Genomic DNA, 26,439 nt, shown 5'->3' with positions numbered 1-26,439 from the left:
TCACGGGAGGTCCGGTGGCCGGAGGCGGCAGCGTGTCCGAAGAGGCGAGCGGTCAGCCGCTCAGCGCGGAGCAGGAGGCGGCGGCGGGCGCCGAGCCGACCCCGCAGGCGCGGGAACGCCACGCCACCCTCAGTCAGGAGCTGACCGAGCATCAGTACCGCTACTACGTGCTCGACGCGCCGACCGTCTCCGACGCCGAGTTCGACAGGCAGCTGCGCGAGCTGACCGCGCTGGAGGAGGAGTTCCCCGCCCTGCGGACGCCGGACTCACCTACCCAACGCGTCGGCGGCACCTTCTCCACCGACTTCACCCCGGTCGCGCACGCCGAACGGATGATGTCGCTGGACAATGCCTTCGCCGACGAGGAGTTGGCGGCCTGGGCGGAACGGGTCGAGCGGGACGCCGGTGGGCCGGTGCCCTACCTGTGCGAGCTGAAGGTCGACGGGCTGGCGATCAACCTGACCTACCAGGGCGGGCGGCTGATCCGGGCGGCGACCCGAGGTGACGGGCGCACCGGCGAGGACGTCACGGCCAACGTGCGCAGCATCCGGGATGTGCCCAGCCGGCTGACCGACTCGGCCGAGTACGGCCCGGTCCCCGAGTTCATCGAGGTGCGCGGCGAGATCTACTTCCCGGTCGAGGCGTTCGCCGACCTCAACGCCGGTCTGGTCGAGCAGGGCAAGGCGCCGTTCGCGAATCCGCGTAACGCGGCCGCGGGCAGCCTGCGGCAGAAGGATCCCCGGATCACCGCGTCCCGACCGTTGCGCCTGGTGGTGCACGGCATCGGGGCCCGCAAGGGCTTCCAGCCGAGCACCCAGTCCGAGTCGTACTCGGCGCTGAAGGCGTGGGGTCTGCCGACAAGCGACCGCTGGCGGGTGCTGCCGGATCTGACCGGCGTCCGCGACTACATCGCCCACTACGCCGCGCACCGGCACGACGTCGAGCACGAGATCGACGGTGTGGTTGTCAAGGTCGACCCGGTGCCGATCCAGGGACGACTCGGCTCGACCAGCCGGGCACCCCGTTGGGCGATCGCCTTCAAGTACCCCCCGGAAGAGGTCAACACCAAGCTCCTCGACATCGAGGTCGAGGTCGGCCGCACCGGTCGGGTCACCCCCCGCGCCCTGCTCGAACCGGTGAAGGTGGCCGGCTCCACGGTGGCGTACGCGACCCTGCACAACGCCCGCGAGGTGGAGCGCAAGGGGGTGCTGATCGGCGACACGGTGGTGATCCGCAAGGCCGGCGACGTCATTCCCGAGGTGCTCGGCCCGGTGGTCGATCTGCGCCCGCCGGACGCCCGACCGTTCGTCATGCCCACCACCTGCCCGGCCTGCGGCACCCCGCTGGCCCCGGCCAAGGAGGGCGACGTCGACATCCGCTGCCCGAATTCGCGCAGCTGCCCCGCGCAGTTGCGCGAGCGGGTGTTCCACCTGGCCGGGCGCGGCGCGTTCGACATCGAGGCGCTCGGCTACAAGAGTGGCGCCGCCCTGCTCGACGCGCAGATCATCACCGACGAGGGCGACCTGTTCTCGCTCGACGCCGAGCAGTTGGCCCGGTCGCCGTTCTTCGTCAACAAGGACGGCAGCCTCGGCAGCAACGCGACCAAGCTGCTCGACAACCTCGCCGTGGCCAGGGAACGTGACCTGTGGCGGGTGCTGGTGGCGCTCTCCATCCGGCACGTCGGGCCGACCGCCGCGCAGGCCCTGGCCCGGCACTTCCGCTCGATCGAAGCGATCGACAACGCCTCCGAGGAGGAGCTGTCGTCCGTCGACGGAGTCGGCCCGACCATCGCCGCCAGCATCCGCGAGTGGTTCGCCGTCGACTGGCACCGCGAGGTGGTCCGCAAGTGGGCCGAGGCGGGCGTACGGATGGCCGAGGAGGCGGTGGCCGAGGGCCCGCGCCCGCTGGAAGGCCTCACCGTGGTGGTCACCGGCACCCTCAGTGGATACTCCCGCGACCAGGCCGCCGAGGCGATCCAGTCGCGCGGCGGCAAGGTCTCCGGCTCGGTGTCGAAGAAGACCGGCTTCGTGGTGGTCGGTGACAACCCGGGGTCCAAGGCGGACAAGGCCGCCACCCTGAAGGTGCCCATCCTCGACGAGGAAGGGTTCCAGGTGTTGCTCGACGCGGGGGTCGAGGCGGCCCGCGAGGTGGCCCGCGTCGACGAGTAGGCCCTCATCGCACCCGCGGCGGATACCAACTTAGTCACGACTACGACCGATTCGTGACTGTCGCGGAGGGAAAACCCCTGCCAGGGGCGTTTCATTGGGTCACGGCACGTGAAAGCACGTGCCGAGTCCCGTACCGGGAGGTGTGATGGAGCCGCCCGACCCGCGCAACCTGGTCCCGCCCGGACGGGCGGCGCAGTTCACCGCCTTCGTGGCCGGTGTGCTCGCGGTGGCCGTGCTGGTCTCGGCCGGCGCGCTGGCGTCCCTGGCCACGACGCTGGACGCGCTGCCGGTGGCGTTCTGGACGATGGCGGTGCTCGCGGTGGCCTGCGACGCGCGCCCGTTCGTGGCACCCGGCCAGCGACAGACCTCGGCGGTCTACCCGTCGAGCTGCTTCACCTTCGCGATCCTGCTCGGTTGGGGGCTCGGCCCCGCCGTCGCCGTGCAGGCGGTGGCCGTGCTGGTGTCCGGGGTCCGGATGGGCCACGCGCCGTGGCGTACCGCCTTCAACGCGGCCCAGTACGCCTGTTCCCTGGGCGCCGCGTACGCGGTCAGTCGGCTCGGGCCCGGTGCCGCGTTCGACGGCGGGCCACTGAGCTGGGCGGACGTCGCGGCGATCGGTGGTGCCGGGGTCGCCTGGTTCCTGGTCAACTACGGCCTGGTCACCGCCGCCGTACGGCTGCGGTTCGGCGAGCGGTGGTGGCCGAACGCCTGGCGGGGCCTGCCGTTCGAGTTGCTCTCCACCGGCTCCCTGCTGCTGCTCGCCCCGATCCTGATGACCGCTGCCCGGGCCAGCGCGGCCCTGGTCCCGCTGGTGCTGGTGCCGCTGTTCGCGGTGTACCGGATGGCGCGGCTCACCGTCGAGCAGCGTCAACTCGCCGCGCTCGACCCGCTCACCGGTCTGCCCAACCGCAAGGCGCTGCTGGCCGAGGTGAACGAGCAGGTGCACCGGCACGCCGAGCGCGCCGCACGGGGTGAGCCGGACGCCCACCTGGCTCTGCTCCTGATCGACCTGGACCGGTTCAAGAACGTCAACGACGCCCTGGGGCACGCGGTGGGCGATCGGCTGCTGGTCGAGGTGAGCGCCCGGCTGACCGGCGTGGTCGAACCGCCGGACCTGGTCGCCCGGCTCGGCGGCGACGAGTTCGCCATCGTGATGACCGGCCTGACCGAGGTCGGGCAGGCCCGCGCCTTCGCCGATCAGGTGGTGCGGGTGCTGGCCGAGCCGGTGCCGCTGGACGGGCTGCCGCTTGATGTCGGCGGCTCCATCGGGATCGCCCTCTATCCCGATCACGGCGAGGACTTCGCCACCCTGATGCGCCACGCCGACGTGGCGATGTACGACGCGAAGCACCGCAACGACACCGTCGCCGTCTACACGGCCGAGTCCGACCACAACTCCGCCGAGCGACTCGGCCTGCTGGCCGACCTGCGTCGGGTGCTGGAGGGGGGACCGACGGGCCAGCCGCACGCAGCGGAGGCCACGCCCCCGGTACGCGGCGGGGACGGCGCGAGCATGACCGTTGCCGCACCGGTGGACGGGCGTACCGGCCAGAGCTGGTGGAGTCGACGTCGCCGCCGGCTGCCGACCGGGGTGCACGACGACGAGCTGATCAACCAGATCGTGACCGCCGCGGACCCGATCCTGCGCCGCAGCATCCAGCCCACCCCGCCGGCACCTCACGACGGCGAGGTGTGGGCCCGACCCACGGATCCCGACGACTCCGCCGAGTCGGCCCCGGACGCGGGCGAGATCATGCTCTACTACCAGCCGCAGGTCGAGATCGCCACCGGCGAGGTGGTCGGCGTGGAGGCGTTGCTGCGCTGGCGTCATCCCCGTCGGGGGATGGTCGACCCGGAGGAGCTGATCCGGGTCGCCGAGCAGAGCGCGGTGATGCGGCTGCTCACCCGCCGGGTCGTCGACGACGTGGTGGAGCAGCTCGCGAAGTGGTCGGCGGCCGGCGTCAGCCTGCGGGCGGCCCTCAACGTCAGCGTGCGGGACCTGCACACCGGCGAGATCGCCGAGCAGATCGCCGACCGGCTGACCCGTTACGGCGTGGCCCCCGAGCGGCTGCAGCTGGAGATCACCGAAGGCGCCTTGATGGCCGATCCGCGTCGGGTGCTGGCCACCATCACCCAGCTGCACCGCATCGGCGTGGGCATCGCGTTGGACGACTTCGGCACCGGCTACTCGTCCCTGCAACATCTGCGTCGGCTGCCGCTGTCGGAGGTGAAGGTCGACAGGTCCTTCGTCCTCGGCATGGTCGACGACAGCGACGACGCGGCGATCGTACGGTCGACCATCGAGCTGGCCAAGGCGCTGGGGCTGCGGGTGGTGGCCGAGGGGGTGGAGGACGAGCGGACCTGGCGGATGCTGCACGCGGCGGGCTGTGACGCCGCCCAGGGCTGGTTCTACGCCCGGCCGATGCCGGCCGAGGAACTGGTCGCCTGGCTGGCCCGCTACCGCCCGGTGCGCCCGCTCGCCACCTCCGACGAAGCGGAACTGCCCCGCCGACACCCTCGCTGACCCGCAGACAGCGCCGTTGATCCGCGGGAGCCGATCCGGGGGTGCGGATCGGCGTCCGGGGAGCCGCCAGCGCCCGGTCGGGCACGGAACAATAGACTCGCTGGGCGTCACCACGGGTCGTAGCGACTCCGGTGGGCGCAGGCAGACGCAGGACAGCCATGAAGGGGGCACCGATGGCCGCCATCTCCCGCGAGGAGGTCGCGCACCTGGCGCGACTGTCGCGGCTCGCCGTCACGGAGGAGGAACTCGACACCTTCGCCGGCCAGCTCGACGTCATCCTCCAGGCGGTAGCCCAGGTCGGTGAGGTCGCCGCCGCCGACATCCCACCGACCTCGCACTCGGTGCCGCTGACCAACGTGTTCCGCGAGGACGTCGTGACGCCGTGCCTGACCCCGCAGGAGGCGCTGTCGGGTGCACCCGACGCGGAGGAGCAGCGGTTCCGCGTACCGCGGATCCTGGACGAGGATGTGGCATCGTGAGCGAGCGGATCATCGTGCTCGGTGACGGCACGGGGCGAAGCGGAGTGGCGGCATGAGTGACCTGACGAAGTTGAGCGCCGTCGAGATCGCCGGCCTGGTCGCCTCGGGGCAGACCTCCGCCGTCGAGGTGACCCAGGCGCACCTCGATCGGATCGCCGCCGTCGACGGGCAGATCAACGCCTTCCTGCACGTCGACAGCGAGGGCGCGCTGGCCGCCGCCCGTGAGGTGGACGCCCAGCGGGCCGCCGGTGCGCAGCTGGGCCCGCTGGCCGGGGTGCCGGTCGCGGTCAAGGACGTGCTGACCACCAAGGGTGTGCCGACCACCGTCGGGTCGAAGATCCTGGAGGGTTGGCGTCCGCCGTACGACTCGACGATCGTGCAGCGGCTGCAGGCCGCCGGCACGGTGATGCTCGGCAAGACGAACATGGACGAGTTCGCGATGGGCTCCTCCACGGAGTACTCCGCGTACGGGCCGACCCGCAACCCGTGGGACACCGACCGCATCCCGGGTGGCTCCGGTGGTGGTAGCGCCGCCGCGCTGGCCGCGTACGAGGCGCCGCTGGCGATCGGCTCGGACACCGGTGGCTCGATCCGTCAGCCGGGCGCGGTCACCGGCACCGTCGGTGCCAAGCCGACCTACGGCGGCACCTCCCGCTACGGCCTGGTGGCGTTCTCCTCCTCGCTGGACACCCCCGGCCCCTGCGCGCGTACGGTGCTCGACGCCGCGCTGCTGCACGAGGCCATCGGCGGGCACGACCCGCGCGACTCGACCTCGATCGCCGCGCCGGTGCCGGACGTGGTGGCGGCGGCGAAACTCGGCGCCACCGGCGACCTGAGCGGGGTGCGGCTGGGCATCGTCACCGAGTTCGCCGGTGAGGGGGCCGAGCCGGGTGTGATGGCCGCCTTCCACGAGGCCGTCGACACGCTGACCAAGCTGGGCGCGGAGATCGTCGAGGTCTCCTGCCCGCACTTCAAGTACGCGCTGCCGGCGTACTACCTGATCGCGCCGAGCGAATGCTCCTCCAACCTGGCCCGCTTCGACGGGGTCCGGTTCGGGCTGCGGGTCGGCGACGACGGCAACCGGTCGCTGGAGGAGGTCATGTCGCTGACCCGGGAGGCCGGCTTCGGCCCCGAGGTCAAGCGACGCATCATGATCGGCACGTACGCGCTCTCCTCGGGCTACTACGACGCCTACTACGGGCAGGCCCAGAAGGTCCGTACGCTGATCACCCGCGACTTCACCGCCGCGTTCGAGCAGGTCGACGCGCTGATCTCGCCGACCACCCCGTTCGTGGCGTTCCCGCTCGGGGCGCGCACCTCCGACCCGTACCAGATGTACCTGGCCGACCTGTTCACCATCCCGACCAACCTGTACGGCGGTCCGGGCATCTCGGTGCCGTGCGGTCTGGCCGACGGGCTGCCGGTCGGCCTGCAGGTGATGGCCCCGACCATGGCCGACGACCGGATGTACCGCGTCGCCGCCGCCCTGGAGAGCGCCGTCGGCACGCTCACCCCACCGACGCTGTGATCGATCGTGCGCAGGCGGCCGACCGCCGCCTGCGCACGGCACCGTCGCGCGCCCGCTGCGGTCACCCGAGGGGCGTCGGCGCGGTCGCCGTGCGCGGCCATCGGCCCGGCCCGCACCGCCACCGCGACACGCTGGTCACCGTTCGGGTAATTGTCCGTCATCAAGCTTCCTGATTGGATGACTGCGAGTCGGCTGGACCGGCTGGTCGCTGGCGAACGCGAGCCGTTCTGATCAGACCTGGATGTGCGATGAAGACACTGCGCCCGGTCATGGCCCTGACGATGGTGCTCGCGTTGCTGCTGGGCATCGCACCCCCGGCCGCAGCGGCGGCCGTCACCATCACCTCGGGCGCGCCCCGGTCGCCGATGTACCTGGGTCAGGTGTACGCGATCCACACGGTCGAGGCGACGGGTGGCACCGAGCCGTACCGGTTGTCGGTGAGTGCGGGGAGCCTGCCGCCGGGCATGCTGGTGGTCGGCAATTCGCTCGGTGGTTCGCCGACCACGGCGGGCACCTACACCTTCACCCTGCGGATGACCGACGCGGCCGACCAGTTCGCCGAGCAGACAGCCACGATCGAGGTGCGCGAACCCACGATCGAGATCGCCTCGGGCGCGCCCCGCACGCCGATGTACCTGGGTCAGGTGTACGCGATCCACACGGTCGAGGCGACCGGTGGCACCGAGCCGTACCGGTTGTCGGTGAGTACGGGGAGCCTGCCGCCGGGCATGCTGGTGGTCGGTAACTCGCTCGGTGGTTCGCCGACCACGGCCGGCACCTACCCCGCCACGCTGCGGATGACCGACAAGAACGACTTCTTCGGCGAGCAGGAGATCACCATCGTGGTCGCCGAGGCCGCGACCGCCTTCACCTCGGGCAACCCGCCTTCCGGCAGGGTCGGGCAGCCGTACTCGTTCCGGTTCACCGCCACCGGTGACGACGACATCACCTTCGCCCTGGCCGCCGGAACTCTGCCGACCGGGCTCACCCTCGCCACGGACGGCCGACTCAGCGGCACCCCGAGCAGCGCCGGCACGTTCGACTTCATGGTCCGGGCGGCAGGTGCCAAGACCAGCGCCACCGCCGAGGTGGAGTTGGTCGTCGCCGCCACCGCGACGTCGACCCCCACGTCGACCCCGACCGCTCCGAGCGCCACACCGACCGCGCCCACGGCCACGCCGACAGCGGTCGAGCCGACCCCGACGCCGTCGGAGAGCCCTGCCGCGCCGGTCCCGTCGCCGTCGAAGACGAGCGGGGCGTGGCTGCCGGTCACCGGCTCGAACTCGACACTTGTGCTGCTGTTGCTGAGCGTCCTGGCGTTCTCCATCGGCGGGATCCTGCTCGTGCTGACCGTCAACCGTCATCGGCGCTTCCGCGCCCCCGAGTGACACGCGGTCCGACACCTGGGTGACGCCCCGCCGAGGCGGGCCGGGTCGAGCGGTTAGGCTTGGCGGCGTTGTGTCCGGATGCCGCCGTGGGCCGGCTACCGCCTGCAAAGCTGGAGTTCTCATGACCACGACGCTGCCCGCGTACGACGAGGTCGTCGCGCGATTCGAGCCGGTGATCGGCCTGGAGACCCACGTCGAGCTGGGCACGAACACCAAGATGTGGTGCGGCTGCCCGACCGACTTCGGCGGCGAGCCGAACACCCGGGTCTGCCCGGTCTGCCTCGGTCTGCCCGGCTCGCTGCCGGTGGCGAACAAGGCCGCCATCGAGGCGACCATCCGGATCGGCCTGGCGCTGAACTGCTCTATCGCCGAGTGGTGCCGGTTCGCCCGGAAGAACTACTTCTACCCGGACATGCCGAAGAACTTCCAGATCAGCCAGTACGACGAGCCGCTCTGCTTCGACGGCTACCTGGACGTCGAGGTCAACGGGGAGCTGGTGCGCATCGGCATCGAGCGGGTGCACCTGGAGGAGGACACCGGCAAGACGCTGCACGTCGGCGGCGCCACCGGTCGCATCCACGGCGCCACCGAGTCGCTCGTCGACTACAACCGGGCCGGCATTCCGCTTGTCGAGATCGTCACCAAGCCGATCCCCGGCACCGGTGCGCTCGCCCCCGAGGTGGCCCGCGCGTACGTCACCGAGCTGCGTGACGTGATCCGCTCGCTGGGCGTCTCCGACGTCCGCATGGAGGAAGGTTCGCTGCGGTGTGACGTCAACACGTCGCTGAACCGGCCCGGCGAGGAGTGGGGCACCCGCACCGAGACCAAGAACGTCAACTCGCTCCGTTCGGTCGAGCGGGCCGTCCGCTCGGAGATGCTGCGCCAGGCGTCCGTACTGGAGGCCGGCGGTCGGATCACCCAGGAGACCCGGCACTTCCACGAGGACACCGGGGACACCACCCCGGGCCGGTCCAAGGAGACCGCCACCGACTACCGCTACTTCCCGGAGCCGGATCTGGTGCCCATCGCGCCCGACCCGGCCTGGGTGGCCGAGCTGAAGGCCGCCCTGCCGGAGCTGCCCCGGCTGCACCGCCGTCGCCTCCAGGAGGCGTGGGGTCTGTCGGATGCGGACATGCAGTCGGTGCTCAACGCCGGTGCCGTCGAGCTGATCGAGCAGACGGTCGCCGCCGGTGCCTCGCCGGCCGCCGCCCGCAAGTGGTGGCTGGGCGAGCTGTCCCGGCGGGCCAACGAGACGGGTGTGGAGCTGGCCGACATCGGGGCCACCCCGGCGCAGGTCGCCGAGCTGCAGAGCCTGGTCGACGCCGGCAAGCTCAACGACAAGCTGGCCCGTACGGTGCTGGAGGGTGTGGTCGCCGGCGAGGGTTCGCCCACCGAGATCATGACTGCCCGGGGTCTGGAGGTCGTCTCCGACACGGGCGCGCTCACCGCTGCCGTGGACGAGGCGATCGCCGCCAACCCGGACATCGCCGACAAGATCCGCAGCGGCAAGGTGGCCGCCGCCGGCGCCCTGGTCGGTGCGGTCATGAAGACCACCCGTGGCCAGGCAGACGCGAAGACCGTCCGCGAGCTGATCCTCTCCCGCCTCGGCGTCTGAGGTGTAAGGAAGGGCCCCTTCTTAACGCCTGGCGTAGAGGAGGGGCCCCTTCTTAACATTCGACTCGATAGCCGAGCCGGCGACCAACCTCGGCGCTCTGGCGGCGCGTCACAGACCCTGACGTCGGCACGTCACGGCACCACCACCCCTGTCCCCGACCGGGCGTCAACGGCGATGCCCCTGGAGCCCACCGTGAACCAGCACGACATCGATGTCCTCGACGAAATCCAGCGGCGGGTGCTGTGGCTGGCCACCCGGATCGTGGATGCCGCCAACCGGGAGCGGATGACCGGAGACGGGGTGAAGGTCGGCGGGCACCAGGCGTCCAGTGCGTCGCTGGTCAGTGCGATGACGGCGTTGTGGTTCGCGCATCTGGACGCCGAGGACCGGGTCGCGGTGAAGCCGCACGCCTCGCCGGTGTTCCACGCCATCCAGTACCTGCTGGGCAACCTGGACCGGTCCTACCTGACCCGGCTGCGGGCCCGGGGTGGCCTGCAGTCGTACCCGTCGCGGACGAAGGACCCGGACGGGGTGGACTTCTCCACCGGGTCGGTCGGCCTGGGTGCCGCCGCGCCGCTGTTCGCCGCGGTGACCCGTCGGTACGTCGACGCGCACTTCGGCACCCGCCCCCACTCGCGGTTCGTGGCGTTGATCGGTGACGCCGAACTGGACGAGGGCAACATCTGGGAGGCGGTCGCCGACCCGGCCACCACCGGGCTCGGCAACGTGATGTGGGTGGTCGACTTCAACCGGCAGTCGCTGGACCGGGTGGTGCCGGGCGTACGCATCGACCAGTGGCGCGGGCAGTTCGAAGCGGCCGGCTGGCACGTGGTCGAGGTCAAGTACGGCCGCAAGCTGGCCGAGGCGTACGCCCAGCCCGGTGGCGAGGCGCTGCGCGACTGGATCGACGCGATGCCCAACGAGCAGTACCAGTCGCTGTTCGGGCTGACCGGGCCGGCGCTGCGCAAGCAGTTCCTCGACGGCGCGCCGGACGCGGTGGCCACGTTCGTCGCGGACATCCCCGACGACCGGTTGGGCCCGCTCGTCACCGACCTGGGCGGGCACGACCTGGCGGCGCTGCTCGACGCGTACGCCCAGTGCGACGCGGTGACCGACCGGCCGAGCGTGGTGTTCGCGTACACGGTCAAGGGTTGGGGTCTGCCGATCGCCGGCAATCCGCGCAACCATTCCGCGCTGCTCTCCGGCGAGCAGGTCGACGCCCTGCGGGCGGCGCTCGGCCTGACCCCGGACACCGAGTGGGACCGTCTCGACCCGGCCTCGCCCGCGGGCATCCGGGCCGGGCAGCGTCGGGAGTCGCTGTCCCGCGCGCCCCGCGAGCGGGCGCTGGGGGTCACCGTCCCACAGGCCACGAAGGTACGCGCCACGAAGCCGATCTCCACCCAGGAGGTCTTCGGGCGGGTGCTTGTCGACCTGGCCCGGGATCCGCAGGTGGGCAGGTATCTGGTCACCACCGCGCCGGACGTGGCGACGTCGACGAACCTGGCCGGGTTCATCAACAAGACCGGGGTGTTCGCGCCGACCGCCCAGCGGTCCTGGTCGGAAGACCGGATGCTGCGTTGGACGGAGAGCCCCGACGGGCAGCACATCGAACTGGGCATCTCCGAGATGAACCTGTTCCTGCTGCTCGGACAGCTCGGCCTGGCGTGGGACCTGTCCGGGCAGCCGCTGCTGCCGGTCGGCACCGTGTACGACCCGTTCGTGCTGCGTGGTCTGGACGCCTTCCTCTACGGCACCTACTCCGGCTCCCGGTTCGTCGTCGCCGGCACCCCGTCGGGCATCACCCTCGCTCCCGAGGGCGGCGCCCACCAGTCCACGATCACCGCGAGCGTCGGCCTGGAACTGCCCGGGGTGACCTTCATCGAACCGGCGTACGCGACAAGCCTGGACTGGTTGCTCTGCGACGCGCTCGGGCAGATCGCCGGCCCGGACCAGCCTGCGGCGACCGCGGCACCGGCCGAGGACGGGGCGTACTACTTCCGGCTGAGCACCCGGCCGGTGGACCAGGCGCCCTTCGAGACGGCCCGAGCCCGGCTCGGCGACGCGGTGCTGCGGCGGCAGGTGCTCGCCGGGGCGTACCGGCTGGTCGACGCCCACCAGGCGTACCCGCACCTGGCCGGGGCCCCGACGGTGCAGCTGGCCGCCTCGGGTGCGGTACTGCCCGAGGTGCTGACCGCCGCGGCGGAACTGGCCGAGGAGGGCGTCGCCGCTCACGTCGTGGACGTCACCAGCCTCGACCGGCTCTACCGGGCCTGGCAGCGCACCCTACGCCAGGGCGTACGCACGGCGACCGTGCCCAGCGTGCCCGGCGCCCTGCGGTCGGCCTTCGCCGACCGGGTGCCGGTGGTCACCGTGCACGACGCCGCCTCGCACGCGATGGCCTGGCTCGGCTCGGCCCTCGCCGCCCCGGCGGTGCCACTCGGGGTGGACGAGTTCGGCCAGTCCGGCAGCGTCGAGGAGCTCTACGACCTGCACGACCTACTCCCCGGCAGCATCGTCAACGCCGCCCTGGCCGCCCTCTCCCTCCACTAGCCACCCACCCCACGCCACACCTCCACCCGCGCCCCTCACCGCGCCTGCCTCACCCCGTCGCACGCCCTCACCGCGCACCCTCGCTGCGTCGCGCACCCTTACCGCGTCGATCTTGCACTTCTAGTCGCTGCAAATCATGCCGAACCAGGCATTTCGGCGACCAAAAGTGCAAGATCGCGGAGGCAGGGGCGGGGAGGTCGGGGCAGGTGGGGCGGGGAGGGGGGGAGGGGGGTGGGTTAGCGGGTGGGGGTGGGGGTTGGGGTGGTGGGGGTGGGGGTGGTTAGGGGAGTGGGTGGGGGGTTGATGACGGTGCGTTCGAGGTTGACCTGGGCCTGGCCGGTGCCGCCGACGGTGATGGTGTCGTACGCCTGGAGCTGCTTCTCCTGGTCGAAGTAGAGCACCGTCATGGTCAGCGGGGTGGGCTCCTCGCCTTCGAGGCCGCGCAGGCCGGCACCGCCGGTGGAGCCCTGCACCATCAGGGTGGTGGGCTGCTGGCCGGGGACCTCCGGCAGTTGGTCGATCTGCCGGCGGTGGATGTGGCCGGCGAGCACGAGCGGGGTGGTGCCGGACAGCGGGGTGGCGATGACCGGGTCGTGCACCAGGGCGATGTTCACCGGCGTGGGCGCGCTGCGGATCGTGGCGGCGAGTTTCTCACCCGTGGCGGTCAGCTCGTCGGCGGTCGGCGGGATGGGGCCGCCGGCGGCCGGTGAGGTGCTCTTGTCCGGGGTGAAGCGGGGGTCGCCGATGCCGGCGATGGTGAGCCCGGCGACCGTGGTGGTCGCGTTGTCCAGCACGATCGCGTTCGGCTGGCGGGCCACCGCCGCGGACGTACGCCCCGAGTCGTGGTTGCCCCGGATGTAGACGTACGGCTTGCGGAGCAGGCTGATCGAGCCGACGTAGGACGCCTCCGGTTCGCTGCCCCAGTCGGTGATGTCGCCGGTGTCGATGACCACGTCGATGCCGAACTGCTCCACCACGGTACGGATGAGCTGCCAGGCGGTCGGGTTGAGGTGCATGTCGGAGATGTGCAGCACGCGGGTGGTACCCGGCTCCTGCTCGTACACGGGCAGCGCCGACACGGTGGTGTAGAGCTGGGTGACGTTGCCGATGAGGCGCTGGAGCTGCTCGGCGTACCGGGTGTAGTCGTTGGCGATCTTGCGTACGTCACCGACGATCGCGGGTGCGTTGACCAGCAGCCCTTCGTACGTCGGCTCCTCGATCGCCTGTGGTCGGATCGTCGTCGCCGCGGTGCCCAGGCTGCCCGCGGTGATCAGCAGCGCCAGTGTGCCGGCCCAGGCGGCCCGGCGGGTGTTGCGGAAGACCAGCAGGGCCAGCAGCACGGTGGCCAGCACGGTGGCACCGAGCGTACGCAGCCCGAGCCGCAGCACCCCTTCATGGACCTCGTCGACCGCCGACTGGGTGGCCCGGTTCAGGCTCGCCGGGTCGTCCAACAGCGCCTCGACCCGACTCTGGTCCAGCGCGCCCAGCTCGACGGTCAGCTGGGTCGGCCCGTCGTGGCTGTTGAGCAGGAGCGCCCCCAGCGGCGGGATCTTGACGGTGGTACCACCGTCGACGGCCGGCGAAAGGGACAGTTTGGCCCGGAACGGGCCGATGTCCGTGCCGACCTGCCCGCCGGCCAGGGTGCCGAGCAGCACACCGGCCAGGGTGACGACCAGCACGGCCAGGGCGACCCCGACCCGGCGTACGCCGGTGAGCCGCCCGGGGCGGCGCGGCGCGGCACCGGTCCGTCGTAGTGACGAAAACCGGCGCTGACGGCGGGCCGGCGTCTCGGCCTGTCGGCCGTGCTCCGGCTGCTCGTGTTCCTGATCGCCCATGGTGAGATTCTGACCTGCCCGCCGAAGGATCTTGACAAACCTGAGGTGTGGTGCTTCGAGGGTGCCTCAGCTTCGCCCAGCTCCGCCACCTGCGAAAACAAGTCGCAACAGTCGGTCGTCCTCGGGGGCGGGTCGACCCCGGCCGTCATGGTTGGAGGTACTCACCCAGATCGAGCCGTCCGGGGCGGCGGCCACGGCACGCAGTCGCCCGTACTGCTCGGTCAGCAGCGCCTGGGGCTGCCCGAGCACCGTACCGGTGTCGGTCAGCTCGACCAGCCAGAGCCGCTGGCCGCGCAGGCACGCGGTGGCCAACGTCCGCTCGACGGCGGCCAGCCCGGAGCAGGACGCCTCGTCGGTCGGCCACTGCACGATGGGGTCGACGTACTTCTCGTCGTCGCCCTTGCCCTCGACCTCGGGCCAGCCGTAGTTCTTGCCCTTGGTGATCTGGTTGATCTCGTCCCAGGTGTTCTGACCGAATTCCACCGCGTACATCCGGTCGCCGTCCCAGGCGATGCCCTGCACGTTGCGGTGGCCCAGCGACCAGACGGGCGAGTCGGGGTAGGGGTTGCCGGGTGCCGGCTTGCCCTCCGGGGTGATCCGCAGGATCTTGCCGCCGAGCTGCTTGACGTCCTGTGACTGGTCGGTGTCCCCGGCGTCGCCGGTGCTGGCGTAGAGCTGCCCGTCGGGGCCGAAGGCCAGCCCGCCGCCGTTGTGGATGCCCGCCTTGGGGATGCCGGTCAGGATCGGGGTGGGTTCCTCACCGAGCCGCAGCCGGGCGATCCGATTGTCCTGTTCGGCGGTGTAGTAGACGAAGACCGTCCGGTCCTGCGCGAACTTCGGTGACACGGCGATGCCCAGCAGGCCACCCTCGCCCGAGGCGACCACGTCGTCGATGGTCTGCACCTCGGTGACCCGCAGGCCGTCCGGGGACGACTCGGGGCCGACCTGGACGATCCGGCCGGTGTCGCGTTCGGTGACCAGGGCACCGCCGTCGGGCAGGAAGGCGATGCCCCACGGCACCCGCAACCCCTTGGCGAGCACGGTGGCGACGACCTCCTGGCCGCCGTCGCCCGCGCTGGCCGAGGGGCTGGGCAGGTTCGGGGGCTTACCGGCCGGGTCCGGCTCCGGTTCGCCGAGGCTGCAACCGGCAGCCAGCAGGAGTGTCGCGCCGGACGCGGCGAGAAGCGTACGGAGCTTACGGGCGCGGGAGACTGGGGGACTGGCGCTCACCCGGCCCAGGGTAGCCCGCTGCGGACGCGGGCGTCGGTGTGCGCGTACGCGGCCCCTCGGCGGCGGTAACCGTCGCGAGGGCTATCGTCAGCGGGCGTGAAGGTATGGATTCCGCACGAGACCGGCCACGACCTGCTGGGTGAGCTGCCGCCGGAGGTCGTCGTCGAGACGATGAGTGATCCGGCCCGGCTGCCGTCGTCGACGTCCGGCGTGCGTTTCTGGGTGCCACCCTTCCTCGCCCCGGCGGCGGCCACCGCCCTGCTGAGTGAACTGCCCGACCTGGCGGTGGTCCAGTTGCTCTCGGCGGGGGCGGACACCTGGGTCGGGCGGATTCCGCCGGGAGTCGTGCTCTGCGACGCCCGGGGCGTGCACGACCCGTCGACCGCCGAGTGGGTGGTCACCGCCATCCTGTCCCAGCTGCGCGGTTTCCCGGCGATGGTCCGCGCCCAGGCGCAGCGGCGGTGGGTGTACGACGAGGTGGCGCCGACCGACGAGCTGGCCGGGAAGCGGATTCTGATCGTCGGCGCCGGCTCGATCGGTACCGCCGTGCGCGACCGGCTGGCCCCGTTCGAGGTGCAGTTCGACCTGGTCGCCCGCACCGCTCGCCCCGAGCAGGGCGTGCACGGGGTCGACGCGCTGCCCACCCTGCTGCCGCAGGTCGACGTCGTGGTGCTGCTGGTGCCGCTGACCGAGCAGACCCGGGGCCTGGTCGACAAGTCGTTCCTGGCCGCCATGCGCGACGGCGCGTTGCTCGTCAACGCCGCCCGAGGACCGGTGGTCGTCACCGAGGCGCTGGTCGCCGAGGTGGCCGGTGGTCGGCTCCGGGCGGCCCTGGACGTCACCGACCCGGAGCCGCTGCCGGCCGATCATCCGCTCTGGGAGTTGCCGAACGTGCTGATCACCCCGCACGTGGCCGGCTCGGTACGGGGCCTGTTGCCCCGGGCGTACCGCCTGGTGGGCCAGCAGATCCGGCGGTTCGTCGCCGGAGAGCAGCCCGACAACGTGGTGGTGGACGGCTACTGAGCCACCGGGACGTCGTCGCGGTCGGCCACCGGCTCGCCGCGCTCGGCCGCCGCCACCAGCAGCGGCAGGTCGACGTGGCGTACCGCGGGCAGGACGAGTCGCCGGCCGTCGGTGAGGAGGGCGACCGCCCGGCCGCGGGTGTCGCCGCCCAGCTCGACGATCTGGTCCCAGCGGATCAGGCGGTCGCCGAGCAGCGCCCGTAGCCGCAGCCCGTGCGGATTCGCGTCGGTGCCGGCCCGCCAGGCCCAGACGGCCACCGCCAGGGGCACCAGCAGCACCGGCAGCAGGTACGCGCGGGCGTCGGCCAGCGGCAGGGCGCCGATGGTGGCGATGATCGCCCCGACCAGGATGGCCTGGTGGTGTCGGAATCGGGTGGTATCGGTGCGGCTCACCCCTCGATGATCCCACCATCACCGGCCCGGACGGCACCGGGCTGCGAACCGGGTTGTCCGGGGGGCCTGATTCTGTGTGGTCATCCGACCGCGTACAGTGATCTGGCTCAATGGGCGTCACTGGTTGCGTGCTTGCTCGTTTCCGGGGATGAGTAGCCGACCAATTGTCCGCCCTCGCACCGCCGCACCGCCCCAGTGCCCCCTCACGAAGGCGAATGTCGTGCCTGTCGCGTCCGTGTTCCGCGCCATCGTCCGACGCTCCGCCCTGCCGGAGACGTGCGTACTCGCGGTGGTGTCCGTACTCGTCGTCGTCGGTGCGGCCGGGTCGATGCCGGAGCTGGCGGTGGTGGCGCTCGCCGGTGCGGCCGGCTCGACGCTGGCCGGCGTACGGCTGTCCCGGCTCGCCGCCGGCCCCGATGCCCCGACCCTCGGTACGCCCGGTGGGCGGCTCGCCCGCCGTCGGGCCGCCCGGCCGCGTCGGGCCGCTGCCCTGCTGCACGCCGCGGTGGTGAGTGCCGGTCTGACCGCGGCGGTGCTGCCGCTGGTCGCCGTCGGTGGCCGCTCGACCGCCGCCGTCGCCGGGCTCGCCGGCACCGCCGCGCTGCTCGGCGGCGGCCTGTTCAGCCTGCCGCGTCGAGCGGCGACGCCGGCCCGGCTGTGGTGGCGTCGACTGCTCGACGGTGCCGTGGCCGGTGCCTGTTTGGTGCTCACCGCCTGGCTGCTGCTGCCGTACGCGGGCGTGCCGACCCCGGTGCGCCTGGTCGCCGCGATGGCCACCGGTCTGCTGACCGGCACCGTGCTCGCCCTGCTGACCGGGCCGGACCGGGCGTCCGGCATCACCCGCTGCCGAGCCGGCGCGGGACTGACCCTGCTCGCGTTGACGCTGCTGGCTGCGCTGCCGACCGGTACCGGCACCGGGCGCACGGCCCTGCTGGCGGTCGCGCCGCTGGTGACCGGCGTGCTGCTGACCGCCGCCGGGGTGCGGCGCGTGGTGGAGGCGGCCGGGGAACCGCCACCGACCGCCCCGGTGGTCTGGCCGCGCGTGGTGGTTCCGGCGGTCGGGGTGGTACTGGCCATCGTGCACCAGTTGCAGTCCGGGCAACTACCCGACCACACCACAGTCGTGCTCGCCCTCGCTGCGGTACCCGCCCTGGTGGCCCGTGAACTGCTCACCGTCGCTCCGCAGACCGCTCCGGCTCAGATCACGCCGGCTCAGACCGCCGAGACCGGGACCGAGGTCCGGAGCAGGGCCGGGGCCGGGAGCGGGGCGGTCGTCGGGGAACCTGTACCGGTCGGACGCGCCGCGCTGCTGCGGGCGCTGACGGCGCGGTCGGAGGCGGCGGGCGGCACCCTGCTGGTGGTGGACCTGCACCTCACCGAGGTGCCCGGGGTGTCCGCGCGGGACGACGTGGCCGCCGAGGCCGTCCGTCGGGCAAGGGCCGTGACGGCCGCCGACGACGAGGTGATCGACCTGGCCGGCAGCGGTTTCGCGGTGGTCACCGGTGCCGGAGCGCTGCTGGCCTACGCGTTGGGCGCTCGGCTGCTCGAGGCGTTGGACCGGCCGTACGAGGTGTCCGGCGCAGTGCTGCGCTCGCGGGCCAGCGTCGGGTTGGCCGAACTGGCTCACGGCCGCCCGGAGGACGTGTTGCGCCAAGCCGACCTGGCCCGCCGACGCGCGGTGCAACTCGGTCGGGACCGAATCGAGTGGTACGACGCGTACCTGGAGGAGCAACTGGTCCGGCGGCTGGATCTGGAGCGGGAACTGCCCGGCGCGGTCGCCCGAGGCGAGCTGGATCTGGTCTACCAACCGGTGATCGGGCTCGCCGACCGGCTGCCGGTCGGTACGGAGGCGCTGCTGCGCTGGCGCAGCCCGGTCCTCGGCACGGTGTTTCCGGCCGAACTGCTGCCGGTGGCGGAGGATCTCGACATCGTCGGTGAACTGGGCGTCTGGGTGCTGGACCGGGCCTGCCGGCAGGTGGCGGAGTGGTCCGTGGGCGGGCGGCGGCTGTGGATGGCGGTCAACGTCACCACCCGCGAACTGATCTCACCGGACTTCGTACCCCGGACGGCGGCGGTGCTTGCCGCACACGGGGTGACACCGGACCAGTTGGTGATCGAGGTGGCCGAGCCGCGGGTCTGCACCGAGCTGCCGACCGTCGTGGCGCGGCTGGCCGGGCTGCGGTCGATGGGCATCCGCACCGCGCTTGACGACTTCCGGGCCGAGCAGGCCTCCCTCGCCCAGCTCCGGCGACTGCCGATCGACCTGCTCAAGGTGGGTCCCGAGGTGACCGAGGCGAGCCGGGACCGCCCGCTGCTGGACGTGGTGGTCACCATTGCCGACCGGTTGGGCGCGGAACTGGTGGCCGAGGGGCTGGAGTCCGCCCATCAGGTGGAGGCGGCCTGTCGCGCGGGGTGCCGCTACGGCCAGGGGTACGAGTTGGCGCGCCCCGCCACGGCCGAGCGGGTCGAGGCGTACTTCGAGGAGTTTCCGTCCACCTCGCGGTGAATGCTTAACCGGTTCACGCCCCCACGCCGGGCGGGCCGGTGCTGCCGCGAGGCGTCAGGTGTGCCTGCTCGTCCTCCAGGTCCGTCGCCGGGGCGCCCTCGATCAGCTGCAGGAGCTGCCGGGCCGCATGTGCGCCGTAGGCGGGGATGTCGCGTCCCACTGCGGTCAGTGGCGGATGCACCAGCCGACACAGCGGCGAGTCGTCCCAGGCCACGATGGACAGATCGGTGGGGACGGCAAGCCCCATCTCCTGGGCCACCGACAGGCCGGCGATGGCCATCACGTCGTTGTCGTAGATGACCGCGGTGGGGCGGATCCGGGAGCTGAGCAGCCGCCGGGTCGCCCGCGCGCCCTCCTCGCCGGTGTAATCCGTGGAGGCGACGACCGCCTCGGCGAGACCGAGGCGCTGGCACACCTCGGTGAAGGCCTGCGTGCGGATGGTGGTGTGCAGCAGGTCGGGCAGGCCGGCGACGCGGGCCACCCGGCGATGCCCCAGGGCGTACAGGTATTCCACGGTCTCCACCAGGGCCGCCGCGTCGTTCGACCAGACGCTGGCCAGCCGGCCGGTGCCGGTCGGCCCGCCGATCACCACGGCGGGCAGCCGCAACTCCTCCAGCACCGGCACCCGCTGGTCGTCGGTGCGCAGGTCGCAGACGAGCACCCCGTCGACCCGCCGCTCACCCCACCACCGGCGGTAGACCGCGATCTCGGCGTCGGCGTCGGCGACCACCTGCAGGGTCAGCGCGTACGACCGGGCGGACAGTTCCGCCTCGACGCCGCTGATCAACTCCATGAAGAACGGTTCGATGCCGAGCGTCTGGGCGGGTCGAGCGAGGATCAGGCCGATCGCCCGGGCGGTCGCGCCGGACAAGGCCCGGGCCGCGCTGCTCGGACTGAAGCCGATTTCGGCGGCGATGGCGAGGATGCGTTGTCGGGTCGCCTCGGAGACGCCGGGCTGGCCGTTGAGCGCGTACGACACCGCGCCCTTGGAAACCCCCGCCCGGCGGGCGACATCCGCGATCGTGGGCCGCTTCACCGGCGTACGCCCCCCTGAGCCAGTCCGTTGTCCGCTGGACAGGCTACCCGTCGACCGCCATCGACCAGGTGTGGGCCTGAACGGCGCTACTTGTTCGGTTCAGTCCGAGGAACGGCGTCCGCCTCGGGCTGCTCGACGAGAAGGTGTTCGGCCTGAAGTGGTGATCAGTGCAGGGCTTTGCGCTCCGGAGATCACGTTCTGACCGCGGCGTTAACTCGTCGTTGACACTCGGGAAGTGCCCCCGTACGGTGGCGTCACTTATCCGGTTCAGTCGACGTGTCTCGATCTATGGGGGCGGTCCCCACTCGTCTTTGGAGGATGGGTCATGAAACGGTCTTCGCCTCGTTGGCTGCGCGTCGCAGCCGTGGCACTGGCGGTCGGTTCACTCGTCGTCGCCTGCAGTGGACGCAGCACCACCGGTGGTGGCAGCGGTGCCGGTCAGGTCACCTTGACCATCAATTTCTGGGGCGACTTCGGCCTCCAGGAGCTCAAGACCAGGTACGAGGCGGAGCACACCAACGTCAAGATCGCCCTCAACTCGGGTGAGTACAACGCCCAGCACGAGGACCTGCAGAAGAAACTGATCGCCGGTTCCGGTGCGCCCGACATCGCCGCCATCGACGAGGGCTTCATGGTCCAATTCCGCAGCCAGGCCGACCAGTTCGTCAACCTGCTCGACAAGGGCGCGGGCCGGTACGAGAGCAACTACCTGCCGTGGAAGTGGAAGCAGTCGCTGTCGGCCGACGGCAAGACCCAGATCGCCCTCGGCACCGACGTGGGCGGCCTGGCGATGTGCTACCGCACCGACCTGTTCGCCGCCGCCGGCCTGCCCACCGAACGCGACCAGGTCTCCGCGCTCTGGCCGACCTGGGACGACTTCATCTCCGTCGGCCAGCGCTACGTCGCCGAGACGGACAAGAAGTTCCTCGACAACGCCACCAACCTGTTCAACCCGATCCTCGGCCAGCAGCCGGTCGGCTTCTACGACCCGAGCGAGCAGCTGCAGATGCAGGGCGGCCCGAAGGTCGCCTTCGACTACGCGGTCAAGGCCGTCGAGGCCGGCCTGTCGGCCAACCTGACCAGCTTCCAGGCCGACTGGGACAAGGGCTTCACCAACGGCTCGTTCGCCGTGCTGGCCTGCCCGGCGTGGATGCTCGGCCACATCCAGAACACCGCGCCCGCCACCTCGGGCAAGTGGGACATCGCCGCGGTGCCGGGTGGCGGTGGCAACTGGGGCGGCTCCTTCCTAACCATCCCCAAGCAGGGGAGAAACGTCGACGAGGCGTACAAGTTCCTGGAGTGGCTGGTCCAGCCGGAGCAGCAGATCGAGGTCTTCAAGACGGTCGGCAACCTGCCCTCGCAGCCCGGCCTCTACCGCGATCCGGCGATCGCCGACTTCAAGAACGAGTTCTTCAACTCGGCCCCGGTCGGCCAGATCTTCCCGAAGATGGCCGAGGGCCTGACGCCGCAGTACCTGGGCCGGAAGAACGGGCCGACCCGGGTGGCGGTGGAGAACGTGATCAACCGGGTGCAGAACGGCACGCTCGCATCGGACGCGGCCTGGGCCGAGGCGATCAAGGAAGCCGAGAAGGCCGGCAGGTGAGCCGAGCCACGGCTCCCGAACCGGCCACCCGTCGACCGGCCGCCCGGCAACCGCCCACCGGCCGGTCGACGACCTGGCGGGATCGGCTGCACTGCTTCGACGTGCGGTACGTGCCGTACCTGTTGATCGCGCCGTTCTTCCTGCTCTTCGTGGTCTTCGGGCTCTTTCCGATGGTCTTCAACGCGGTGGTGGCGCTGCGCCACTGGCGTCTCGACGAGCCGGACCGCACCGGCTGGGCCGGTACGGAGAACTTCCGTCGACTGTTCACCGACGGCGACTTCGGCAACGCCCTCTACAACACCTTCGGCATCTTCCTGCTCTCCACCGTTCCGCAACTGCTGCTGGCGCTGGTCATCGCGTCGATGCTGAACCGCCGGCTGCGGGCGCAGACCTGGTGGCGGGTCAGCGTGCTGCTGCCGTACATCACCCCGATCACCGCCTCCACGCTGGTGTTCAACGTCTTCTTCGCCCGTGACCTCGGGATGGCGAACTGGGCGCTCGGGCTGGTCGGCATCGGCACCGAGAATCCGATCGACTGGCGGGCCGACAAGCTGCACTCCTGGATCGCCATCGCCACGATGGTCAACTGGAAGTGGGTCGGCTACAACGCCCTGCTCTACCTGGCCGCGATGCAGTCCATCCCCCGGGACGTCTACGAGGCTTCGGCGCTCGACGGCGCCGGGCCGTGGCGGCAGCTCTGGCGGATCACCGTGCCGATGATCCGACCGGTGGTCATCTTCACGGTGGCGCTCTCCACCATCGGCGGCCTGCAACTGTTCACCGAGCCGATGCTGTTCGACCTCAACGCCCAGGCCGCCCGGGGTGGCGCGGGCGGGGAGTGGCAGACCGTCGCCCAGCTGATCTACAAGGTGGGCTGGAAGGACCTCAACCTCGGCTACGCCGCCGCGATGTCCTGGACGCTCTTCCTCGTCATCCTGGTGGTCGCCGCGCTGAACACCGCGCTTACCAGTCGCATCTCGGGGGGACGTGGATGAGCCTTCTTGAGCGACCCCGGCAGGCACCGCGTAAACGGCCCGCCACCCGAGGCCGAGCCCCGCAGGACACCCCGGCCGGCATCGGCACCTACCTGTTCCTGGCGGTGACCGCGCTGTTCGCGGCGTTCCCGTTGTACTGGATGTTCGTCATCGCCACCAGCACCGACGAGGCCACCTCGCAGCTGCCGCCGGTGGTGATCCCCGGTGACCGGTTCCTGGCGAACCTGGACGAGGTCTTCTCGCTCCAGGACGTCTACTTCGCCGCCTCCCTGGTGAACAGCGTCATCGTCGCCACCGCGGTGACCGCCTCGGTGCTCTTCTTCTGTTCGCTTGCCGGTTTCGCCTTCGCCAAGCTGCGCTTCAAGGGCAGTCGGGCGCTGATGCTCTTCGTGATCCTGACCCTGACCGTGCCCAACCAACTCGGCATCGTCGCGCTCTACATCGTGATGGGCAAGCTGGGGTGGAACGGCACCCTGCTGGCGGTGATCGTGCCCGGCATGGTCACCGCGTTCGGGGTGTTCTACATGCGACAGTTCATCGTCAACGCGGTGCCCGACGAGCTGATCGAGGCGGCTCGGATCGACGGCGCCAGCACCATGCGGATCTGGTGGACCGTCGCGCTGCCCGCGGTGCGTCCCGCCCTCGCGGTGCTCGGTCTGCTCACCTTCGTCGCCACCTGGAACGATTTCCAATGGCCGCTGATCACCCTCAACGGCAGCGACTACCCCACCTCGATGGTGGCCGTCTCCGACCTGGCCAGCGGCAACTACGTCATCTACCGGCGGGTGCTGGCCGGTGCGTTCGTGGCAACGGTGCCACTGTTGATCATGCTCGTCATCGGCGGTCGGCAGATCGTCCGCGGAATCATGGAAGGCGCGGTGAAATCGTGAGCGACGCGCGGGGGACCGGTCCGCTACGGCAGGCGCTGCACGACGGCTGGACCCTGCGGGCGATGTCCGGCCCGCAGGTGCCACCCGAGGTCGACGGTGTGACGGTGCCGGCCACCGTGCCCGGCTGCGTGCACACCGATCTGCTCGCCGCCGGGTTGATCCCCGACCCGTACCTCGACGACAACGAGACAGCGCTGGCCTGGATCGGGCACACCGACTGGGCGTACGAGACGACCTTCGACCGCCCGAGCGGTAGCCACCAGCGGCTCGACCTGGTCTGTGCCGGGCTCGACACGGTCGCCACGGTCACCGTCAACGGCGTCGAGGTCGGCCGCACCGAGAACATGCATCGCGGCTACCGCTTCGACGTCACCTCGCTGCTGCAACCCAGGAACAACACCCTGGCCGTACGCTTCGACTCCGCCTACCGGTACGCCCACGCGCACCGCGACCGCCTCGGTGACCGGCCCAACGCCTACCCGGAGCCGTTCCAGTTCATCCGCAAGATGGCCTGCAACTTCGGCTGGGACTGGGGACCGACCCTGGTCACCGCCGGCATCTGGCAGGAGATCGGCCTGCACGGCTGGTCGGTCGCCCGGCTGGCCACCGTACGCCCGCTGGTCACCCTCGACGGCGTCGACGGGCGGGTGGCGGTGCAGGTCGAGGTGGACCGGCTGGCCGACCTGCCGCTCACCGTGCGGGCCCAGGTGGCCGGGGTGACCGCCGAGACGACGGTCGCGGCGGGACAGCGCAGCGCCACGCTGACCCTCGACGTGCCGCGGCCCGCCCTGTGGTGGCCGCGCGGTCACGGCGACCAGCCCCGTCACGACCTGGACGTCACCCTGCACGGGCCGGACGGCGCCACCCTCGACGCCTGGCACCGGCGGATCGGCTTCCGCTCGGTACGCCTCGACACCACCCCGGACGCCCACGGCGCGCCGTTCACCCTGCACGTCAACGGGGTGCCGGTCTTCGTCCGGGGGGTGAACTGGATCCCCGACGACGTCTTCCCGACCCGGGTCACCCGCGAGCGGCTGGCCCACCGCTTCGACCAGGCCGTCGACGCCAACATCAACCTGCTGCGGGTCTGGGGCGGCGGCCGGTACGAGTCGGACGACTTCTACGACCTGGCCGACGAACGTGGCCTGCTGGTGCAGCAGGACTTCCTCTTCGCCTGCGCGGCCTACCCCGAGGAGGAGCCGTACGCCGGTGAGGTTGCCGCCGAGGCCGCCGAGCAGGTGACCCGGCTGGCGGCGTACCCGTCGCTGGTGCTGTGGACCGGCAACAACGAGAACATCTGGGGCTGGCACGACTGGGGGTGGCAGGAGCAGTTGGCCGGGCGCACCTGGGGGCGCGGCTACTACCTGGACCTGCTGCCCCGCATCGTCGCCGAGCTGGACCCGACGCGCCCGTACTGGCCCGGCAGTCCCTGGTCGGGCAGCGAGCAGACTCACCCCAACGACCCGGCGTACGGCACTACGCACATCTGGGACGTGTGGAACACCGACGACTACGTGAAGTACCGCGACTATCTGCCCCGGTTCGTCGCGGAGTTCGGCTACCAGGGCCCACCGGCGTACGCGACGCTGCGCCGGGCGCTTTCCGACGAGCCGCTCGCCCCGGACTCGCCCGGCATGGCGCACCACCAGAAGGCCACCGACGGCGACGCGAAACTGCGCCGAGGGCTGGACGCCCACCTGCCCGCGCCGCGCGACTTCGACGACTGGCACTACTTCACCCAGCTCAACCAGGCCCGTGCCATCCAACTCGGGGTGGAGCACTTCCGCTCCCACCGGGGGCGGTGCATGGGCACCATCGTCTGGCAGCTCAACGACTGCTGGCCGGTCACCTCCTGGTCGGCCATCGACGGCGACGGCCGACGCAAACCCCTGTGGTACGCGCTGCGCCGGGCGTACGCCGACCGGCTGCTCACCGTGCAGCCCCGCGACGGCGGTCAGTCCGGCACCGATGGCCGGTCCGGCGACGGCTTCCGAACCGACGCCGGTGGGCTGGTGCTGGTCGCGGTCAACGACGGTGGCCAACCCTGGCGGGCGTCGGTGACGATCAGCCGGCTGACCGTCGCCGGGGACCCACAGGCGAAGACCACGTTGGAACTCGACGTCCCCGCGTACGACACGGTCAACCTGGCGTTGCCGGCGGAGCTGACCCGGCCCGACGAGGCCCGGCGCGAACTGCTGATCGCCGATGCGGGTGATCCCGTTGGCCGTGCGCTCTGGTTCTTCGCCGAGGACCGCGAGATCGACTACCCGCCGGCCGAGTACGACGCCACGGTCGAGCCGACCGACAGCGGCCAACTGGTCCGGGTAACCGCCCGCACCATCCTGCGCGACCTCACCCTCTTCCCCGACCGACTCGACCCGTCCGCCCAGGTCGACGACGCCCTGATCACCCTGCTTCCCGGCGAGTCGACGACCTTCACCGTCCACTCGACCCCACCGCTCGACCCCACCGCCCTCACCACCCACCCCACCCTCCGCTGCGTCAACGACTTCCAACCGCACGGCACTGGCACTGGCACTGGTTGATCAAGGAGTTTTGCGTCTGGAATCCGGCCGGATCTGACGCAAACCTCTTGATCAACGTTTACTGGGAGAGGTGGGTGCGTAGTAATGCGGTGGCGGGGGGTGGGGGGCGCTGTTAGGTTTCGCGGAGTCCG

At 71.3% G+C, this 26,439-nt stretch carries 17 protein-coding genes; 13 read left to right on the top strand and 4 right to left on the bottom strand.

The annotated features are described in order from the left end of the window. Positions 1-32: 32 nt before the first annotated feature. From ligA to EG812_RS11630, 7 genes are all read left to right on the top strand, one after another. A complete protein-coding gene (gene ligA, locus EG812_RS11660) occupies positions 33-2,168 on the top strand; it encodes an NAD-dependent DNA ligase LigA (RefSeq protein ID WP_043723238.1) in 2,136 nt (711 codons plus the stop codon). A 145-nt stretch (positions 2,169-2,313) separates the two neighbouring features. After that, a complete protein-coding gene (locus EG812_RS11655; protein WP_013732006.1) occupies positions 2,314-4,692 on the top strand; it encodes a putative bifunctional diguanylate cyclase/phosphodiesterase in 2,379 nt (792 codons plus the stop codon). A 173-nt stretch (positions 4,693-4,865) separates the two neighbouring features. Continuing rightward, positions 4,866-5,171, top strand: a complete 306-nt coding sequence (gene gatC, locus EG812_RS11650; RefSeq protein WP_013732007.1) for an Asp-tRNA(Asn)/Glu-tRNA(Gln) amidotransferase subunit GatC — start codon at positions 4,866-4,868, stop codon at positions 5,169-5,171. 52 nt (positions 5,172-5,223) lie between these two features. Beyond that, positions 5,224-6,699 carry an Asp-tRNA(Asn)/Glu-tRNA(Gln) amidotransferase subunit GatA gene (gene gatA, locus EG812_RS11645; protein ID WP_013732008.1) on the top strand — a complete coding sequence of 492 codons (1,476 nt, stop codon included), beginning with the start codon at positions 5,224-5,226 and terminating at the stop codon, positions 6,697-6,699. Positions 6,700-6,947: 248 nt separating this feature from the next. Then, positions 6,948-8,087, top strand: a complete 1,140-nt coding sequence (locus tag EG812_RS11640; RefSeq protein WP_013732009.1) for a putative Ig domain-containing protein — start codon at positions 6,948-6,950, stop codon at positions 8,085-8,087. Positions 8,088-8,208: 121 nt separating this feature from the next. After that, positions 8,209-9,702 (top strand): Asp-tRNA(Asn)/Glu-tRNA(Gln) amidotransferase subunit GatB, encoded by a 1,494-nt coding sequence (gene gatB / locus EG812_RS11635; RefSeq protein WP_126711558.1) that lies wholly within the window; start codon positions 8,209-8,211, stop codon positions 9,700-9,702. A 192-nt stretch (positions 9,703-9,894) separates the two neighbouring features. Beyond that, positions 9,895-12,252: a thiamine pyrophosphate-binding protein gene (locus tag EG812_RS11630; RefSeq protein WP_126711557.1), complete on the top strand. Its 2,358-nt coding sequence runs from the start codon at positions 9,895-9,897 to the stop codon at positions 12,250-12,252. A 236-nt stretch (positions 12,253-12,488) separates the two neighbouring features. On the opposite strand, the gene EG812_RS11625 is transcribed toward EG812_RS11630, so the two are convergent. Both EG812_RS11625 and EG812_RS11620 read right to left on the bottom strand, forming a co-directional pair. Beyond that, entirely contained in the window at positions 12,489-14,087 is a 1,599-nt protein-coding gene (locus EG812_RS11625) for a metallophosphoesterase family protein (protein WP_126711556.1), read from the bottom strand. A 66-nt stretch (positions 14,088-14,153) separates the two neighbouring features. After that, positions 14,154-15,326: a PQQ-dependent sugar dehydrogenase gene (locus tag EG812_RS11620; protein WP_502697186.1), complete on the bottom strand. Its 1,173-nt coding sequence runs from the start codon at positions 15,324-15,326 to the stop codon at positions 14,154-14,156. Between the two features lie 87 nt (positions 15,327-15,413). Here EG812_RS11620 and EG812_RS11615 point away from each other — a divergent pair, with 87 nt between their 5' ends. Then, complete coding sequence (locus EG812_RS11615) at positions 15,414-16,340, top strand: 2-hydroxyacid dehydrogenase (RefSeq protein WP_013732014.1); 927 nt, start codon at positions 15,414-15,416, stop codon at positions 16,338-16,340. Here the strand turns inward: EG812_RS11615 and EG812_RS11610 are convergent. Next, positions 16,334-16,732 carry a PH domain-containing protein gene (locus EG812_RS11610; protein WP_126711554.1) on the bottom strand — a complete coding sequence of 133 codons (399 nt, stop codon included), beginning with the start codon at positions 16,730-16,732 and terminating at the stop codon, positions 16,334-16,336. The genes EG812_RS11615 and EG812_RS11610 overlap by 7 nt on opposite strands. A 220-nt stretch (positions 16,733-16,952) precedes the next feature. Between EG812_RS11610 and EG812_RS11605 the strand changes: the two genes are divergently transcribed. Further along, positions 16,953-19,238, top strand: a complete 2,286-nt coding sequence (locus EG812_RS11605; RefSeq protein WP_126711553.1) for a bifunctional diguanylate cyclase/phosphodiesterase — start codon at positions 16,953-16,955, stop codon at positions 19,236-19,238. Positions 19,239-19,251: 13 nt separating this feature from the next. On the opposite strand, the gene EG812_RS11600 is transcribed toward EG812_RS11605, so the two are convergent. Then, a complete protein-coding gene (locus EG812_RS11600; protein WP_043719858.1) occupies positions 19,252-20,274 on the bottom strand; it encodes a LacI family DNA-binding transcriptional regulator in 1,023 nt (340 codons plus the stop codon). Positions 20,275-20,599: 325 nt separating this feature from the next. Between EG812_RS11600 and EG812_RS11595 the strand changes: the two genes are divergently transcribed. The 4 genes from EG812_RS11595 (at position 20,600) to EG812_RS11580 (ending at position 26,308) form a co-directional block, all read left to right on the top strand. After that, positions 20,600-21,877 (top strand): ABC transporter substrate-binding protein, encoded by a 1,278-nt coding sequence (locus EG812_RS11595; RefSeq protein ID WP_013732018.1) that lies wholly within the window; start codon positions 20,600-20,602, stop codon positions 21,875-21,877. Beyond that, the gene (locus EG812_RS11590; RefSeq protein ID WP_126711552.1) at positions 21,874-22,872 is read left to right on the top strand and encodes a carbohydrate ABC transporter permease; all 999 of its coding nucleotides are present in this window, start codon (positions 21,874-21,876) and stop codon (positions 22,870-22,872) included. The genes EG812_RS11595 and EG812_RS11590 overlap by 4 nt, the downstream gene beginning before the upstream one ends. Next, on the top strand, positions 22,869-23,762 hold the full coding sequence (locus tag EG812_RS11585; protein ID WP_013732020.1) for a carbohydrate ABC transporter permease: 894 nt from the start codon (positions 22,869-22,871) through the stop codon (positions 23,760-23,762). The genes EG812_RS11590 and EG812_RS11585 overlap by 4 nt, the downstream gene beginning before the upstream one ends. 62 nt (positions 23,763-23,824) lie before the next feature. Then, positions 23,825-26,308, top strand: coding sequence for a glycoside hydrolase family 2 protein (locus EG812_RS11580; protein WP_126711710.1), 2,484 nt, complete (start codon positions 23,825-23,827; stop codon positions 26,306-26,308). The last annotated feature ends 131 nt before the right edge of the window (positions 26,309-26,439 follow it).

It is taken from the genome of Verrucosispora sp. FIM060022 (assembly GCF_003977705.1).
GTDB lineage: Bacteria > Actinomycetota > Actinomycetes > Mycobacteriales > Micromonosporaceae > Micromonospora > Micromonospora gifhornensis.
This window is presented reverse-complemented; position numbering and strand designations above follow the sequence as displayed.